This is a genomic window from Branchiibius hedensis (assembly GCF_900108585.1).
Classification (GTDB): domain Bacteria; phylum Actinomycetota; class Actinomycetes; order Actinomycetales; family Dermatophilaceae; genus Branchiibius; species Branchiibius hedensis.
Map to the genome: position 1 here is coordinate 2,324,880 of NZ_UESZ01000001.1, position 16,946 is coordinate 2,341,825.

At 69.3% G+C, this 16,946-nt stretch carries 14 protein-coding genes; 11 read left to right on the forward strand and 3 right to left on the reverse strand.

Features of this window, described 5'->3' with window-relative positions:
- Positions 1–10 precede the first annotated feature (10 nt).
- The 6 genes from DR843_RS11255 to DR843_RS11280 are packed head-to-tail and all read left to right on the forward strand — an operon-like array spanning position 11 to position 5,271.
- Positions 11–1,105 carry a glycosyltransferase WbsX family protein gene (locus tag DR843_RS11255; RefSeq protein WP_211310228.1) on the forward strand — a complete coding sequence of 365 codons (1,095 nt, stop codon included), beginning with the start codon at positions 11–13 and terminating at the stop codon, positions 1,103–1,105.
- Positions 1,105–2,142 (forward strand): glycosyltransferase family 4 protein, encoded by a 1,038-nt coding sequence (locus DR843_RS11260; protein ID WP_109685882.1) that lies wholly within the window; start codon positions 1,105–1,107, stop codon positions 2,140–2,142. Before DR843_RS11255 ends, DR843_RS11260 begins: the two co-directional genes overlap by 1 nt.
- Complete coding sequence (locus DR843_RS11265) at positions 2,135–3,106, forward strand: glycosyltransferase family 2 protein (RefSeq protein ID WP_109685884.1); 972 nt, start codon at positions 2,135–2,137, stop codon at positions 3,104–3,106. Before DR843_RS11260 ends, DR843_RS11265 begins: the two co-directional genes overlap by 8 nt.
- The gene (locus DR843_RS11270) at positions 3,099–3,965 is read left to right on the forward strand and encodes a nucleotidyltransferase family protein (protein WP_109685886.1); all 867 of its coding nucleotides are present in this window, start codon (positions 3,099–3,101) and stop codon (positions 3,963–3,965) included. The genes DR843_RS11265 and DR843_RS11270 overlap by 8 nt, the downstream gene beginning before the upstream one ends.
- Positions 3,962–4,189, forward strand: a complete 228-nt coding sequence (locus DR843_RS11275; RefSeq protein WP_109685889.1) for a hypothetical protein — start codon at positions 3,962–3,964, stop codon at positions 4,187–4,189. The genes DR843_RS11270 and DR843_RS11275 overlap by 4 nt, the downstream gene beginning before the upstream one ends.
- Positions 4,186–5,271 carry a glycosyltransferase family 4 protein gene (locus DR843_RS11280; RefSeq protein ID WP_109685891.1) on the forward strand — a complete coding sequence of 362 codons (1,086 nt, stop codon included), beginning with the start codon at positions 4,186–4,188 and terminating at the stop codon, positions 5,269–5,271. The genes DR843_RS11275 and DR843_RS11280 overlap by 4 nt, the downstream gene beginning before the upstream one ends.
- On the opposite strand, the gene DR843_RS11285 is transcribed toward DR843_RS11280, so the two are convergent.
- A complete protein-coding gene (locus DR843_RS11285) occupies positions 5,268–6,635 on the reverse strand; it encodes a tyrosine-protein kinase domain-containing protein (RefSeq protein WP_109685893.1) in 1,368 nt (455 codons plus the stop codon). The two genes, DR843_RS11280 and DR843_RS11285, sit on opposite strands and share 4 nt — an antisense overlap.
- A 5-nt stretch (positions 6,636–6,640) precedes the next feature.
- Entirely contained in the window at positions 6,641–8,935 is a 2,295-nt protein-coding gene (locus DR843_RS11290) for a glycosyltransferase family 4 protein (RefSeq protein ID WP_109685895.1), read from the reverse strand.
- Positions 8,936–9,049: 114 nt separating this feature from the next.
- Here DR843_RS11290 and DR843_RS11295 point away from each other — a divergent pair, with 114 nt between their 5' ends.
- The 5 genes from DR843_RS11295 to DR843_RS11315 are packed head-to-tail and all read left to right on the forward strand — an operon-like array spanning position 9,050 to position 15,576.
- Complete coding sequence (locus tag DR843_RS11295; protein WP_245934096.1) at positions 9,050–11,008, forward strand: glycosyltransferase; 1,959 nt, start codon at positions 9,050–9,052, stop codon at positions 11,006–11,008.
- Positions 11,005–12,315, forward strand: coding sequence for an O-antigen ligase family protein (locus DR843_RS11300; protein WP_109685899.1), 1,311 nt, complete (start codon positions 11,005–11,007; stop codon positions 12,313–12,315). Before DR843_RS11295 ends, DR843_RS11300 begins: the two co-directional genes overlap by 4 nt.
- Positions 12,312–13,463, forward strand: coding sequence for a glycosyltransferase family 4 protein (locus tag DR843_RS11305; protein WP_109685901.1), 1,152 nt, complete (start codon positions 12,312–12,314; stop codon positions 13,461–13,463). The genes DR843_RS11300 and DR843_RS11305 overlap by 4 nt, the downstream gene beginning before the upstream one ends.
- Positions 13,460–14,461 (forward strand): glycosyltransferase family 4 protein, encoded by a 1,002-nt coding sequence (locus tag DR843_RS11310; protein ID WP_109685903.1) that lies wholly within the window; start codon positions 13,460–13,462, stop codon positions 14,459–14,461. Before DR843_RS11305 ends, DR843_RS11310 begins: the two co-directional genes overlap by 4 nt.
- Positions 14,458–15,576 (forward strand): glycosyltransferase, encoded by a 1,119-nt coding sequence (locus DR843_RS11315; protein ID WP_109685905.1) that lies wholly within the window; start codon positions 14,458–14,460, stop codon positions 15,574–15,576. The genes DR843_RS11310 and DR843_RS11315 overlap by 4 nt, the downstream gene beginning before the upstream one ends.
- On the opposite strand, the gene DR843_RS11320 is transcribed toward DR843_RS11315, so the two are convergent.
- Positions 15,573–16,802, reverse strand: coding sequence for an NADP-dependent isocitrate dehydrogenase (locus DR843_RS11320; protein WP_109685907.1), 1,230 nt, complete (start codon positions 16,800–16,802; stop codon positions 15,573–15,575). The two genes, DR843_RS11315 and DR843_RS11320, sit on opposite strands and share 4 nt — an antisense overlap.
- Positions 16,803–16,946 lie beyond the last annotated feature (144 nt).

The following is a 16,946-nucleotide window of genomic DNA, read 5'->3' on the forward strand; positions in this document are numbered from 1 at the left end:
ACCTATCCCCGTGACGGCGGGCGGGGTGAGCGGCGTCCGACCAGTGGCGTTCTACCTACCGCAGTTTCACCCGGTCCCGGAGAACGACCAGTTCTGGGGAACCGGCTTCACGGAGTGGACCAACACCGCCAAGGCGCGGCCTCTCTTCCCCGGTCATCATCAGCCGCATCTGCCCGCCGACCTCGGTTTCTACGACCTGCGCCTGGCGGCCGCCCGGGAGGCACAGAGCGACCTGGCGCAACAGTACGGCGTGACGGCGTTCGCGTACTGGCACTACTGGTTCGGTGCGGGTCGCCGCATCCTGGAACGTCCCCTCGCCGAAGTCCTGGCCACCGGTTCGCCGAGGGTGCAGTTCTGCCTGGCGTGGGCCAATCAGTCGTGGACCGGTGTCTGGCACGGTGATCCCGGCCGGGTGCTCATCGAGCAGACGTACGGCGGCCCCGAGGACTACCGGGCACACTTCGCGGCGGTGTTGCCGGCCTTCCGCGACGAACGCTATCTGCGGGTGGACGGCAAGCCGGTGTTCTACGTCTTCCGCCCCGAGGAACTGCCCGACCGCCAGCTGTTCATCGAGCTGTGGCAGCACCTGGCCGTCGAGCACGGTCTGCCCGGGCTGTATCTCGTCGCCGAGGTGAGCGACCTGCTTGGTCGCCAACCCGTCTACTGCGACTTCGCCGCCGACGGTTTCGACGCCGGCGTCCACATCCGTCTCCCGGCGCAGGTGACCAAGACCGCTGAACAGCGAAACCGCTTCGCCCGCCGGGTGTTGCGCTGGCCCGAGAGCTACCCCTACAGCGCGGACTGGTCCTACCTGTCCGCCGGCCGTGATGACCTCATGCCGTGTGTCTACCCCAACTGGGACAACACGCCGCGCTCGGGCCGCGACGGCCTGGTGATCACCGGCAGCCACCCCGACAAGTTCCGTGACCTGGTCGCCGCCGCTGCGTCCGGCACAGCCCACCGACCCGAACCGGAGCGGCTGCTCTGGGTCAAGTCGTGGAACGAGTGGGCCGAGGGCAACTACCTGGAGCCCGACCTGGAATTCGGGCACGGGTGGCTCGAGGCGCTGCGCGACGGTGTCGCCATGGCGCGTGGGGCACCGTGATGCGGATCGCGATGATCTCCTACTACCTGCCGAGCACCAGCAAGATGGGCATCGGCTACCAGGTCGACTATCTGGCCACCGAACTCACCCGCCGCGGACACACCGTGGACGTCTTCTCGCCCTGTCCGCCCGTTCCCGGCGCCAGCTACGGCCACCGGCAGATCCGGTTGACCGGTTCGTTGCGTACGTTCCGGTTCGCGACCCGGCTGCGGCGCGAGGACTTCACCGGCTATGACGTGGTGCACGCGCACGGCGACGACTATTGGATGTGGCGCCGTCGGGTGCCCTCCCACGTGCGGACGTTGCACGGCTCCTGCTTCGATGAGGCGCTCACGATCAGCGGGTTCAAGGAGAAGGCGCGGATGATCGCGCTGGGCGGCAGCGAGTGGCTTGCCTCCCTGGTTGCCGACCACACCGTGACCGTCGCGCCCGAGGCCCAGCGCTGGTATCCGTGGGTGCACCAGGTCATCCCCAACGGAGTCGATTTCGAGCTGTTCGCCCCGCATGCAGACCTGCACGCCCGACGCGAGGACCGGCCCACCGCGTTGTTCGTCGGGACCTGGCACGGGCGCAAGCGGGGCGCCGACCTCGTCGCCGCGTTTCACCAACGGGTCCGGACCGAAGTCCCGGACGCCCAGCTGTGGCTGGTGTGCGACGACGCCCCCGAACACCTGCCACCGGGAGTCACTGCCTTCGGTCGGATCCCCAACACCGAGCTGGCCGATCTGTATCAACGGGCCTGGGTTTTCGTATTGCCTTCTGATTACGAGGGATTCGGGATCCCGTACGCCGAGGCGATGGCCGCCGGTGCCGCCGTCGTCGCCACCCCCAATGAGGGTGCGCGCTTCGTCACCGACGACGGACGCTACGGCCGGCTGGCTGCGTTGAGCGACATCAGCACGCCCATCCTCGCGCTCCTGCTCGATCACGAAGGACGCGACCGACTGAGCCGGGAGGCCCACGAGTGGGCGCACCGCTTCAGCCTGGCGTCCGTCGCCGACCAGTACGAATCGTTGTACGCCGCGCGCCATGACTGACCGTCGCAATCACCTGGTCATCGTGCTCAGCTACGGCGATCCGCAGCGCGCGCTGCGCTGCGCCGCGTCCTGCCTGGCCGGTGATGGTGCCGATCTGCTGGTGGTCGTGAACCCGGTGACCGCGGGCGCACCGCCAGCGCCTGCACTGACCCAGTTCGCCGCGGCCTGCCCGCACGCCGACCTGCTGCTGCTGCCGCGGAATCTGGGTTTCACTGGTGGGATGAACGCAGGGTTGCGGTGGGGACGAGCGCACGGCTACTGCGTCCTCACCGTGCTCAACGACGACACCACCGTGGGGCCGGATGCGATCGCCCGACTGGATCAGGACGCTCGGGAGCACCCGAGCGCCGCGATCGCCCCTCGCATCGACTTCGCCGATCGCCCGGGCCAGCCGTGGTCCCTGGGGGTCACGGTCGACCCGGACGATCTGCTGCCCCGGCACCTGAGCGCTGAGGAGTTTGCTGCTCTGCCCCGTCGCCGCGACGCCCTGGTGGCGGTGCCGTTGTTCACCGGATGCTGCATCTGCGCCACCACCGAGGTGTGGGACTCGGTCGGCGACTTCGACGACGACTACTTCCTCTACTTCGAGGATTCGGACTGGTCACAGCGGGCCGCGCGACTCGGCGTACCGCTGTTGCTCGATGATCGGGCGATCCTGACCCACGAGGTGTCGGCGTCGTCAGCAGACGGCAGCTACCTGACCGGCTACTACTACGCCCGCAACCTGCTGCGCTACGCGACGACGTGGCAACGGGGTGCCGCGCTGCGGATGTACACGCAGCGCTCCCTTCGGCCCGCAGTGCGGACCTGGCGTGAGGCCGGGCCGGCCGAGTCCGCCCGCCGTACCTTCGTCTCGCTCACCGGAGCCGCGGCGTTCGTTGCCCGACGACGTGGTCCGGCCGGTCCGGCGCTGACCCGCCTGCTGACGGCGCTGGGCCGCACGGATCGGCCCGACGATGACTGAGTCGGTCGTGGTTCCCGACGATGTGGCCCGCGAGTTCGCGCACGCGGCGGCCGAGCACCTCGCCACCGCGGCCGAGGTTCGCACCCTGCACATCAAGGGCCTGGCTCTCGACCCGTCGCTGCGCCGGGACCCGATCAGCAACGACGTGGACATCCTGGTCGACCCGGCGGGGACGTCCGCGCTGTGCGAGCGCCTGGCCGAAGCCGGATGGGTCATCGAAACCGACTTCGTCAGCGGCTCGCCGTTCGAACACGCCGCCACCTGGCACCATCCGGTCTGGGGATATCTCGACGTTCACCGGTGGTGGCCGGGCATCGAGATCGACCCCGCGCAGGCGTTCGACCTGATGTGGGCGGCACGGCGCCCGCGGCAGTTCGCCGGCGCCGCCGCGGCCGTGCCCGCACTCATCGACCAACGAGTCATCCTGTTGCTCAATGCCGCCCGCGCCGGCAGCCACGCCCGGCCGCAGGATCTGGACAGCAGCTGGCGCGAACTGACCCACACCCAGCAGCAGCAGCTCCGCGCTCGGATCGGTCAGTTCCGTGCCGAACCGGCGTTCGCGGTCACCCAAGGAACCCTCGAGCAGTTCCGTGCTCGCCGCAGCTATCGACTGTGGCGTGCGGTCAGCCAGCCGACCTCTCGGACCGCCGAGTGGTACGCGCGGATGTACGCCGCCGACGGGCTGGCCGGGCGACTGCGCCTGATCGGGCGGGCCGTCGTGGTCAACCGCCAGCACCTGGAGGTCCTGGCGGGGCGACCGCTGCGTCGGCGCGAACTGCTGGCCGCCCAATGGCGCCGCGTCCGGGAAACCGGCCGCGAGCTGTCGAAGGCGGCCCGGCGACCGGAGCGGCACCGATGAGCGCCGGCTACCGGTTGGGTACCGCAACCGGCATCGTCGTACGCCGTGAACCGGACCTGGTCGTCTACCTGGCGAATCTGGTCTCCGGGCAGATCACGGTGGCGCCGGGAGTCGCCGGGGCGGTCATCCTCAGCGCACTGGACGTGGACCCGCAGCAGCCCCCGGATGCGTCGGTGCTGGAAACGCTCGTGGCCGCCGGACTCCTGATCGGGCCGACCCGGTGAGTGCCCCGCACGTAGCGATCGTGCACAACAACGTCGACCGCAACTCCGCCATCGGCACGTTGGCGCTGTGGGCCGTCCAGGTCGGGCTCGAGGCCGGCTGGCGGGTCACGGTCGTCGCGCGCGACCTGGACCCGGACCTACGAGCAGAGGTCGACTGGCGGCGCCTCTACGTGCCGCCCCGCCTGCACGCGGTGCAGTGGGCAGCGGCCGAGCCGACCGTGCGGCGGGCGCTGGCCGGCAGCACGCACGACGTTCTGCACGTCTACCAACCCCAGCTGACCGGGTTCGCCGACACCTGGCACGTGTCCTACCTGTCCCGATCCGCCCTCGACCACGACGCCCTGGGCGACGAGCCCGGCCCGCGGGCCCGGCTGGGTCGGGCTCAGGCCCGGATCGTTGCACGGCTGGAAGACGCCTACCTGCGGCGCACCGGGTCCGGCGCGCAGGTGTTGTGGTGCAGCGAATTCATCCGCGAGGAGTATCTGCGGTTGTACGGCGCGCCCGCACGCGGGGCAATCCTCTACGACCCGGCGATGGACGTCGATGCCCTTGCGCCGCAACCTCATCCGGTGCCCAGCCGTGCCCCGGTGATCGGGTTCCTCGGCGGTCTCGACCCGCGCAAGGGCCTGCGCGACCTCATCCCCGCGGTGGCCGGCGTACCCGATGCCCGGCTGGTCATCGCCGGTCCTAAAAGTGCTGGATTCGCAGATGACCGATTGGCTGACCGGCTCACCGCGCTCGGCTGGGCGACGGACCTGACCGACTTCTGGGGCCAGATCGACGTACTGGCGATGCCCAGCCGGTTCGAACCCTTCGGGATGGCCGCGACGGAGGCGGCGATCCGCGGCATCCCGGTGCTCCTCAGCGCCCAGGTGGGGTGCGCGCAGCTCCTGGTCAAGGATGGCGCCGCGGTCGTCTGGGACGGCACGCCGGCCACCTTCATCGATCAGCTGAGCGCCCTGTCCGAACGCGAGATCCAGTCACCGGGTTTCCCTACACGGGTGGCGGACACCCTGGACCCCCGACGGCTGGGCGACCAGCTGGTGGCGCACTGGACAGCTGCCGCAGCGTCGCGGCGCTAGCCGCGTTTGCCGGTGCGCCGGGACTGGCCGCGAGCGGCGGGCGGCTGCTCGCCGTACCCGTACTTGTGGCCGTAGCCGTAGTCGTCGCTGAAGCTGTCGGCGTAGTTCAGGACGGTCCCGGACAGGTTCGCGTCCACCGTCTCCAGTGCCTTGAGCGTGACCTGCAACTCACGGCGGGAGACCTGTCCGCCGCGCGCCACCAGGATCAGGTTGCCGGCCAGCTTCTCCAGCTCCAACGCATCGACCACCGGCAGCATCGGCGGACTGTCGAAGACGACGAAGTCGAATTCGGCGACCAATTCCTGGAAGAGGTTGCGCATCGCGGCGGACCCGAGCAGTTCACTGGCGTTTGGCGGCACCGGACCGGCGGGCAGGACGAACAGCGGCAGCGAGGGTTCGGGCTCGACCAGCACGTCCTTGAGCGCGAGTTCATGGACCAGGACATTGGTGAGTCCGACCGAGCCGTCGATGCCGACCGCGGACGCCACGCCCGGTTTACGTAGGTCGCCATCGACCAACAGGGTGCGATGACCATCGCGCGACATGGCCAACGCAAGGTTGGCCGCAACGGTCGTCTTGCCGTCGCCGGGTCGTGCGGAGGTGACCACCACCGCCGGCACGTCGTTGGTGACGTTGACGAACTTCACGTTGGTGCGCAGTCTGCGCATCGCCTCGACCATGGCACCGGACGGGCTGTCGGAGGTGTCCACGACCCGCTGACCGCTGCCGACGCGCGGCACGATGCTCAGCACCGGGCGCTGCACCAGCGCTTCCAGGTCTTCGACCGTGCGCACCCGGTTGTCCATGAAGTGCCGCAGCAGCGCCATCGCCACGCCCAGCAGCAACCCGACGGCGAAGGCCAGTTCCAGCGTCCTCTTGATGTCGGGAGACGCTGGCGACGAGGGCACCGTGGCCGGCTGCACCGCGGTGCTGGTCACCGATCCGGCACCGGAGAGCAGTTGCGAGAACTGTGGCGCCACAGCCGCGAGCGCCGGCCCCGTCGCGTTCGCGATCGCGGCCGCCTCCTGCGCACTTCCGGAGCTGGCGGTGCCCGTCATGATGTTGGCGGTATCGGACAGCGTGGCGTTGACGTTCACAGCCGCCGTGGGTCCGACCTTGGCCTGCTTGCGGATGACCTCCTGCACCGCGGGGGCCGACACCACTTGTGCGTACGTCGCGAGGTCGTCCCGTTGCACCGGCGTGCCCTGCCCGTTGCTACCCGCGAGATAGAACCGGGCGCTCGCTTCGTAGGTCTTCGGCTGCAGCATCGTGCTGACGGCGGCAGCGATGAGCACGATGAGCAACGTGCCCAGCAGCCAGCGCCAGCGTTGGCGCATGATGCGCAGAAAATCGCGGATGGTCACGCGCGTCAAGCCTCCATGGTCAGTGGTCCGGGCAAGTGTGCCACGAGGTCCGGGCCGAGCACGCGTCCTAACTGCCGGGCGAACTGCTCGGGGGTGAACGCCTGGGCGCTGTGCACGATCTTGTCGCGATCCCAACTCAACGAGTCGAACCGGGCCAGGCCATCGAGCAGTGCCGGCACCTCGGGTGCTTCGAAGAAGATGCCGTTGATGCCGTCCTGCACGGTGTCCAGGTAGCCGCCGCTGCGCAAGGCGACCGTCGGGGTCCCGAACTGGGCCGCCTCCACCGGGGTCAGCCCGAAGTCCTCGAAGCTGGCGGCGACCAAACACCGCGCGTTCGCATACGCCCAGCGCAACTGCGCCTCGGGTACGTCGCTGCGCAGGGTCACGTTGTCTGGCAGGTTGGCCTCGATCTGCTGCTTCAGCGGCCCGGCCCCGATCACGAGCAACCGATCGCCCCGTTCGGCGAAGGCCCGCACCACCATGTCGACGTTCTTGTAGGGCAGGAGGCGGCAGACCACCAGGGCGAAGCCCGGGTCGACGCCGCCGATGGGCTCCTGGAGTCCGGCCGGATCCAGCGTCACCGGCGGATGAATGATCAACGGCTCGATGCCGTACGTCGCTCGCACGACCTGGGCGACGGCCGAGGAGTTGACGATGTAGGTGTCCGCGGTGCGGGCGGCCCGTCGGTCCCAGCGACGCAGCCCGGGACGCAACGCGGCGAGCGCCGCGCCTTTCGGGGTCAGCCACCAGTTCTCGCCGAGGTACTCCCGGGTTTTGTACAGCCACCGCGCCGGAGAGTGGCAGTAGACGACCTTGCGACCGTTGACCCGCATGCCGTGCGCCCATCCGCTGGAGGACACCAGGACGACGTCCCCGCTCACCGAACTGGTCGAGGCCGCGAGGGCCAGGATCGGCATGGCGGCCCGGTAGTGCCGCCGCAACCAGCCGACACCATTGAGCCAACTGGTTTCGACGTCGACCTCGGCGAACGCGGCAAAGGTCGCGGCGGGCTCGTACATGAGCGTCTTCAGACCCGCTTCGGGGAACAGGTCACACATCGCGAGCACGACCCGCTCGGCGCCGCCGCGCTGCGTCAGGTAGTCGTGGGCCAGCGCCAGCCGGGGCCGCGGTGCCCGCCCGGGGATCAGGCGGCTCCACAAGGCAGTGGTCCGGCGTGCCGACTCCCCGATGTCATACCGCTCGGCGGCGTAGCGGTAGGCACGCTGCGCCCGATGGTCGGCGCGGGTGGGGTCGGCCAGCAGCGTCACGACGGCGTCCGCGAGCGCGGCCGGGTCTCCGGCCGGCACCAACTCGCCGTACGCCTCGTGCGGGGAGGGCCGGACGATGTCCGCCACGCCGCCCCCCTCGGTGGCCACCACCGGAACTCGCCGGGCCATCGCCTCGGTGATCACCTGCCCGAACGGCTCCGGGACCGGCGATGCGTGGACGAAGACCGACCAGGTGTCCATCTCGGCGTACGGGTCTTCGACGTGCCCGACGAACTCGACGTGCTCGCCCAAACCGAGGCGCTCGACCTGCTCCCGCAGGCCAGCCGCGTAGGCGTCCTGGCCGAACATCGGCGCGCCGACGATCCGTAATCGTGCAGCCGGGAACCGCTGCAGGATCTGCGGCGCCGCCGCGAGCAGGACGTGCTGCCCCTTGGTGTCACTGAGCCGGCCGAGCATGCCGACGATCGGCGCGGCCGCATCGGGCCGGTGCGGCGCCGGCCTGAGCGCCGACGGTTCCAGCGCGGGAGGAATCACACTCACCGGTGACCCGGGCAGGGTGCTGGCCGTGGCGTCGGAGTTGGCGACCACGGCGTCCGGGACGCTGCGTGCCGCGCCCCGCAACGCGGTCACCCACACCCGCGGCAAATAGTCCTCAGCGATCCGGTCGTGGAAGTGCCAGACCAGCGGCAGGTGCAACGACTTGACGGCAGCGGACACCAGGACATGGCTCTTCAATGAGTGGGAATGGACCAGGTCGAGATCCAGTCGCTTCAATTCAGCGCGCAGCCGGCGCTGGAACGAGGGGACAGCCGCGACCTGACGACGCAGCGACCGCAGGCTCAGCGCGTCGTGCCGGCCCGTGGCGTGCACCGAGGCCGCGAGCGGCACCACGACCACCTCGAAACCCTCCGCGGTGAGGGTGTCGACCAGCGGTCCCTGTTGGAAGAAGACGAAAACCGGGTCCACCTCTGGTCCGAGCGATCGGACCAGACGGGCCGTGCCCAATTCGGCCCCGCTGGGCAGAGCGCTATGGCTGACCATCGCCACGCGCAGACGTCGCGTCGAAGTCATCGGTCAACCCCTTCTGCGAGTCAGGTCAGCGATAATGTTCCTCGAGTTGTCCCCGGGCCGTTTCATTGGACCCCAAACCACCACCATTCTCCAAAGTCCAGCAAGGAAGCTCGCGTGCGAATCCTGCGCCTCTCGCACAGTGGCGTCGTCGCCGCGTGGCGGGGCCGGGACGAGGCGTTGCGTGCGGCCGGGCACGTGGTCCACCTGGTCTGCGCCGAACGCTGGGACGAGGGCGGTCGGACCGTCACCGTATCGGCCGCCGACCGCGCAGGTGCGGACCTCAGCGCGGTCCGCACCTGGGGCACGCACCCGGCGCTGTTCGTCTACGACCCCCGCCCCCTATGGCGCGCTCTGGGTGAGTCGGCCTGGGATGTGCTCGACCTGCACGAAGAGCCGTTCGCTCTGGCCAGCGCCGAGTTCTTGCTGCTGCGCTGGCTGCGTCGCTGCCACGCGCCGTACGTCATCTATTCGGCGCAGAACATCACCAAGCGCTACCCGATCCCGTTCCGCTGGTTCGAGCGCACGATCCTGCGGCACGCCGCAGGGGCCTACCCCTGCAACCAGGCGGCCGGGCGGATCATGCGACGCAAAGGCTTCCCCGGTGCGGCCGAGGTCGTGCCGCTCGGCTTCGACCCGGCCGTTTTCCACCCCGCTCCCAGCCGCGACGAACCACCGCCGGGGTCGACGGTGCGGATCGGGTACGCCGGGCGGCTGGCCCCGCACAAGGGTGTCGCCACGCTGGTGGCGGCCCTCGAGCCGTATCCGCAGCTGTCGTTGACGCTGTGCGGATCGGGGCCGCAGGAACAGCAGTTGCGGCAGCTGGTCGCCGAGCGCGGACTGTCCGACCGGGTCACCTTCGCCGGATCACGATCCGGCGAAGCACTGGCCGACTTCTACCGCTCGCTCGACGTTCTGGCGGTGCCGTCGCTGGCGACCCCCTCCTGGATCGAACAGTTCTGCCGGGTCGCCGTGGAGGCGATGGCGTGCGGTGTCCCCGTCGTCGCCACGGACTCCGGCGCGCTTCCCGAAGTGGTCGGCGACGCCGGCGTCATCGTGCCCGCGGGCGACGCCTTGGCGCTCGGAGCCGCGTTGGCGGCCCTGGGCGCGGACGAGGCGCGGCGGCAGCGATTGGCCGCCGCGGGGATGACCCGGGCGGGTTCCATGACGTGGACCCAGGTGGCCACCCAACTGCGTCGGTTGTACGGCGCCGCGACCCACGAGCCACTCGCCGAGCCGCCGCCCGTCCGGGTCGTGGTGGTCGCCTACCACCGGGCGGACCTGTTGGAGACGGCGATCGCCGACCTGCACTACCCGGTCACGGTCGTCGACAACTCCGCCGATCCGCAGGTGCGTGCCGTCGCCCGACGGTGCGGCGCGACGTACCTGGACGCGGGTCGCAACGGCGGTTTCGGCGCCGGGGTGAACCTCGCGCTTTTAAGCTTCGACTCCCCCGCCGATGTGCTGCTGCTCAACCCCGACGCCACCATCAGCAACGACGCGATCGCCCGGATGCAGCAGCAACTGCGGGCGGTGCCGGACGCGGCGACCATCGCGGCGCCGCAGACCGACCCTGCCGGCCGGTCCGCGCGGGTGATGTGGCCGTTCCCGACTCCGGCCGAGAGTTGGCGAGCCGCCCTCGGCCTCGGCCGATGGTCGCGACCCCAGTTCGGGATCGGCTCGATCCTGATGCTGCGGGCTGAAGCCATCGCCCAGGTCGGCGGCTTCGATGAGGACTTCTTCCTGTACGCCGAGGAGACCGACTGGGCCTACCGCGCCCGGTCGATGGGGTGGCGCCATCTGCTTGCCCGCGACCTGTCCGGGTCCCACGAAGCGGCCGCCACCAGCAGTGACCCGGCCCGGCGCGAAACCCACTTCGCCGCCGGACACGAACGGTTCTCCCGCAAACACTTCGGTGCCCTGGGTTGGACAGTGACCCGAGCGGGTGTCATCGTGGGCGCCGCAGGCCGCTGGGCGCTTCAACCCGCCCGCCGGCCCGCTCACCTGGCCCGGGCACAACGCTATCTGCGCGGTCCGATGGCGCAGGAGACGACACTTTCGCAGGGAGCAGGATGACGACGTTCGTAAGGACCCGTGGGGGTGCCTTCGTGGCGGCCGCGCTGGCCGTCGCGGTCGCCGTACTCGCTGGCCTGCACGTGGGCCAGCGGCCCGGCCTGGTCCTGGGTCTGACGGCGGGCCTGCTGGTGTTCCTGATCGGGGTGTCCGACCCGGGCCTGCTGGCGCTGGTGTGTTGCCCGGCGTTCCTGATGGTCATGCGGACTTCGGTAGCCGGCACCGACCTGGCGATCTCCGACCTGGCGATCACGGTGTGCGCGCTGACGGCGCTGGTGTCCGGTCCCCGCCCGTTCTCCCCACCCATGCGATCCCTGCTGTGGCTGTGCGTCGGGTACCAGGCCGCGTTGACCATCACCCTGATCGCGACCCCCTACCGGGCGAACTTCATCGAGTGGGGCCACGAGTGGATGCTGGCAGCCGGAGCGCTGATCGTCGGGTGGACACTCGCGGCCTCGGGTCGGGCCAACGCCGCCTGCAACGTCCTGCTGACCTGCGGTGGCCTGATCGCCCTCGGCGTGATCGGGCAGGGGCTGTGGCAGTTCGCCCACGGTGACTACAGCGCCGTGTATCTCGCCGGCCCGTTCCCGATGCACAAGAACCTCGCCGGGACGATCCTGGCCTTCCTCGCCCTGCTGGCCTACGCCCGGCCGCTGTGGCTGCGGGTCCCGACCAATCTCCTGCGACTGTCCTTCGGCCTGATGTTGATCGCCCTGCTCTTCACCCAGGCGCGACAGGGCATCGTGGCTCTCATGGTCGGGATGCTGGTGCTGCTGTGGCTGCGCCCGAAGGAGCAACGGCGCTCGACGGTGATCGTGGTGCTCGCGATCCCGGTTGCGGGCTTCATCTGGTGGGCCACCCAGCAACAGCTCGCCGATCCGAGTGACTTCTCCTCCGCGAACATCCGCATCTCCTCGTGGAAGACCTCCATCGACATCTGGCAGTTGAATCCGTGGTTCGGTCAGGGTCTGCGCTGGTGGTACCGCCCCGACTTCCCCGGCATCATCGCTCCGCCGAACGGTCTGACCGAGATGCTCACCAGTGCCGGGATCATCGGCGTCGCCGCCTATCTCGTGCTCTTCGGCGGTGCGCTCTGGGTCCTGGCACAGGTGCCCCGCCGCTACAGCGCCCTGGCTATCGCCGTGCTCGTCGCCCACCTGCTGCGGGGCCAACTGGACATGTTCTGGCTGGCCGTCGTGGCGTCGTTACCGTGGCTGCTGATCGGTATCTGCCTGGGGGCACAGCGATGGGAGAACCCGGAAGACACCGCACCGACCACGCAGCGGCGCCCCGCCGAAGTCGGCGTATGACCACGATCCGGCAACTGGCGCCCCGGATCGGTGAAGGCACCGGTGTCGGCGCGGTCGCTGCCGGCCTCGCGGCCGCGTTCCAGCGCGCCGGCGTCACGGTCACCGAGTTCACCCTGGCCGACACCTCATTCCGGCCGCTGCGGGCACAGCGGGCGGGGACCCGGCACCTGAACCATGCGCTGGAGGTCATCTACTTCTCCACTGTCGGCTCCTATCGCGCCCGGCGGGTGCTGAGCCGGCATCCGCAGAGTTGGTCGATCTGTCACAACGACCTGCTGGCCGGCGACATCTACGTCAATCACGGGCTGCTGCGGCTGGCGATGCAGTCGCGCGGTCACGCCACCCTGCGGCTGCTGCGCAACCCGCTGCACGTGTTCACCCAAACCCGTGATTGGTGGCGGTTCTCCTACTCCCGGGCGCACCGGGCCGTGGTCCACCTGAGCAGCGCCGAGCAGACCAGTTTCCACCGGCTCTATCCGCGCTCCCGGCTGCGGACCGCCGTCATCGGCAACGGGGTGGACACCAGCTTCTACCGGATCCCGACAGCCGAGGAACGGACCCGCGCGCGCGAGGCGTTCGATCTGCCGCCGCACGCCTTCGTGGTCGGGTTTGCCGGACACGAGTTCGGCCGCAAGGGCCTGCGACTGCTCATCGAAGCGTTGCCGTCGCTCCCGCCCGAGGTGCATCTGCTGGTGGCGGGTGGACGCCCCGAGGACATCGACGACGCTCGCCGACTCAGCCGGTCGCTGGGAAGTGCGGATCGGGTCACTCTCGTGGGAGCACAACCTGACTCACGCCCGACGCTGTGGGCGTCCGACGTACTGGCGCTGCCCAGCAGCTACGAGTCGTTCAGCCTGATCCTCTTGGAGGCGCTGTCCTGTGGGATCCCCGCCATTCACACCAGGGTGGGAGCGGCGATGGACCTGATCGAACCCGGCGTCAACGGATTCCTCATCGACCGCACCGTCTCGGACGTCGTCGCAGCGATCAACGCCGTCCGGCGGCTCGACCCCGACGCCGCGAGTCGGGCCGCCCGCGCCGCAGCGACGCCCCACGACTGGGACATCGTGGCCGATCGCTACCTGGCGCTCCTAGCCGAACTGCACGCGGAGCCCCGAGCCGACGAACCGGCGGCGGCGACCGGATGAAGATCGCCCATGTCGTGCGCTCGGACGGGTTCGCCGGGGTCGAGGCGCACATCCTCGCGTTGGCACCGGCGCTGGTGGCTCTCGGCGTCGACGTGCGCGTCATCGGCGGCGATCCAGCGCGGCTGGCGCAACCGCTGTCCACCTTTGGGATCCAGCACTCCCCCGCCGCATCGGTCCGGGACGTGACCCGGCAGACCGCGGGTCTGCGCCGATGGAAACCCGATCTGATCCACGCACACATGACGGCCGCCGAGTGCGGTGTGCTCGGCGCCTGTCCCGTGCTGCGAGCCCCCCTGGTGAGCACGCGCCACTTCGCAGAACTGCGTGGCGCAGGCACCCGGTGGGAGCGGGCCTACCGGCTGCTGGACCACACCGCCACGCAGGTGTCGGTCAGCCACGCCGTCGCGGCCGCCATCGACACCCCGAGCACGGTGATCCACCCCGGCGTCACCGCACCGCCGCCCGATCGCGAACGCACCAAGACCGTCCTGATCGCGCAGCGTCTCGAACTGGAGAAGGACACCCGCACCGGTATCGAGGCATTCACTCGATCCGGGTTGGCCGACCGCGGGTGGCGGCTGCTGATCGCGGGAGGAGGCGCCGACGAAGCAGCGCTGCGAGCGCTCCCCGACCACGCCATCGAGATCCTTGGCTACCGCACCGACGTGCGCGAGCTGCTGGCCCAGGCCTCGATCTTCCTGGCCACCTCGCCGTCCGAGCACTTCGGGATCAGCGTCGTGGAGGCAATGGCCGCGGGCACCCCCGTCGTCGCCACCAATCGTGCCGGTCACCTGGAGACGGCTGGCGCGGTCAGTCCCGAAACCCTTTTCCCTCCGGGCGATTCGGTGGCTGCGGCAACCATTCTGGCCGATCTGGCCGAGGACAGCCGCCGTCGAGCCGACCTGGGCGAAGCGCTGCGTGCCGACTATCTGAGCCGGTTCACTGTCGAGGAGTGCGCGCGCCGGCACGTTGCTCTCTACGAGCGGGTGCTGCGATGAGTGACGTCGTGCTCATCTCCCTCGAACCGTGGGACGACGTCTGGCGACGCAACCAGCACTTCGCCACCACTGCGCTGCAACGAGATCCACACCTTCGGCTGCTCGTCGTGGAGCCGGACCACGATGCGCTGCACGATCTGACCCGCCACCGGCGACCCCGGATGGGTGCGAGGTTGGCGAATCTCTCGCCCGCCGAGTCGACCTTCGCCGAGCGGGTGTGGCGCTGGAGCGCCACGAAATTCCTGCCGCGGCGACTCGATCGTGGGTACGACGCGCGCTGGGCCGGGCAGGTCGGGCGAGCCGCAGCCCGACTGGGTTTCGACCGTCCGGTGCTGTGGGTCAACGACCCCCGCGGCGCGGCCGTGGCGCAACGGACCGGGTGGCCGACTCTCTACGACATCACCGACGACTGGTTGGCGGCGCAACGCACGCCGGCCGAGCACGCGCGTCTGGTCGCCGACGAGGACTACCTGCTGAACCACTCGGCGCAGGTGACCGTCTGCTCCCCCGGCATCCTGGCCACCAAGACCGGCGACAGCCCGATCTCCTTGATCACCAACGGTGTTGACCCTTCTCATTGGCGTACGCCGCGTGACCGGCCCGCCGACCTGCCGGAGCGTGCCGCGCTCTACGTGGGGACACTGCACGAGGACCGCCTGGACATCCCGCTGGTCGTGGCGACCGCCACGGCGCTGGCCGACTCGGCGACCGTCACCTTCGTCGGCCCGAACGCGCTGACGCCCCAGTCGACTTCGGCCCTTCTGGATGCCGGGGTCGTTCTCCTCGGGCCGCGCCCCTACGCCGACCTGCCGGGCTATCTGCAGCATGCGGCGGTGTCGATTGCGCCGCATCTGGTCAATGAGTTCACCGACTCACTCGATCCGATCAAGCTCTACGAGTACCTTGCAGCGGGTCGCCCGATCGTCAGTACGCCGATCGCGGGCTTCCGGGACCGGGCAGAAGTGACCGTCGCGCACGGACCGGACTTCGCCGAAGCGGTCCGCAACGCGCTCACGACCGGCGACCGGTCGACGTACGTTGCAGATGACCTGCCGACCTGGCAGAGCCAGGGCGAACAGTTCGCCCTGGCTCTGGATGAAGCTGTGTGCGGTTAGGCGCTCATCGCCTTCTGCAGGTTCTCATCGATCGCGGCGAGGAACTCCTCGGTGGTCAGGAACGGCTGGTCCGGCCCGACGAGCAGCGCGAGGTCCTTGGTCATCTTGCCCTCTTCGACCGTCTCGATGCAGACCCGCTCGAGGGTCTCCGCGAACGCGGTCACGTCGGGCGTCTCGTCCAGTTTGCCGCGGTGCGCCAGGCCCTGGGTCCACGCGAAGATCGAGGCGATCGGGTTGGTGGAGGTGGCCTTGCCCTGCTGGTGCTGGCGGTAGTGCCGGGTCACGGTGCCGTGCGCGGCCTCGGCCTCCACGGTCTTGCCGTCGGGGGTCATCAGCACCGAGGTCATCAGGCCAAGAGAGCCGAATCCCTGTGCCACGATGTCGGATTCGACGTCGCCGTCATAGTTCTTGCACGCCCACAGGTAGCCGCCGGACCACTTCAGCGCCGAAGCCACCATGTCGTCGATCAGGCGGTGTTCGTAGGTCAGGCCCAGCTCGTCGTACTGCGCCTTGAACTCCTCGTCGAACACCTTCTGGAAGATGTCCTTGAACTGGCCGTCGTAGGCCTTGAGGATGGTGTTCTTGGTCGACAGGTAGACCGGGACCTTGCGCTGCAGACCGTAGTTGAAGGAAGCGCGCGCGAAGTCGGTGATCGAGTCGTTGAAGTTGTACATACCCATCGCGACACCACCGTCGTCGCCGTACTGCGCGACCTCGTAGCTCTGCTCCGGGCCACCGTCGGCGGGCTTGTAGGTGATGGTCACCGTGCCGGCGCCGGGCACCTTGAAGTTCTGCGCTTTGTACTGGTCGCCGTGCGCGTGCCGGCCGATGATGATCGGCTTGGTCCAGCCCGGGACCAGGCGCGGAATGTTGGAGATGATGATCGGCTCGCGGAAGATGACGCCGCCGAGGATGTTGCGGATGGTCCCGTTCGGGCTCTTCCACATCTCCTTCAGGCCGAACTCCTCCACCCGGGCCTCGTCCGGGGTGATCGTCGCGCACTTGACGCCGACGCCGTACTTCTTGATCGCATTGGCGGAGTCGATGGTGATCTGGTCGTCGGTGGCGTCCCGCGACTCAATCCCCAGGTCGTAATACTTGAGGTCGATGTCCAGGTAGGGGTGGATCAGTCGGTCCTTGATGAACTGCCAGATGATGCGCGTCATCTCGTCACCGTCGAGTTCGACGACTGGGTTCTTGACCTTGATCTTGTCCGATCCGGACATATGTAAGCCGCTCCTACCTGGTGGGTACACCGTCCCTACCAGGCTAACGGCAACGACCGCGAGGTTCCTCCCAGGGCACCCAGCTCGCCAACCTGGCCATTCCCGCGGGAAGGCAGATAAGGTCAGTTGAAGGGAGCCAGGGGT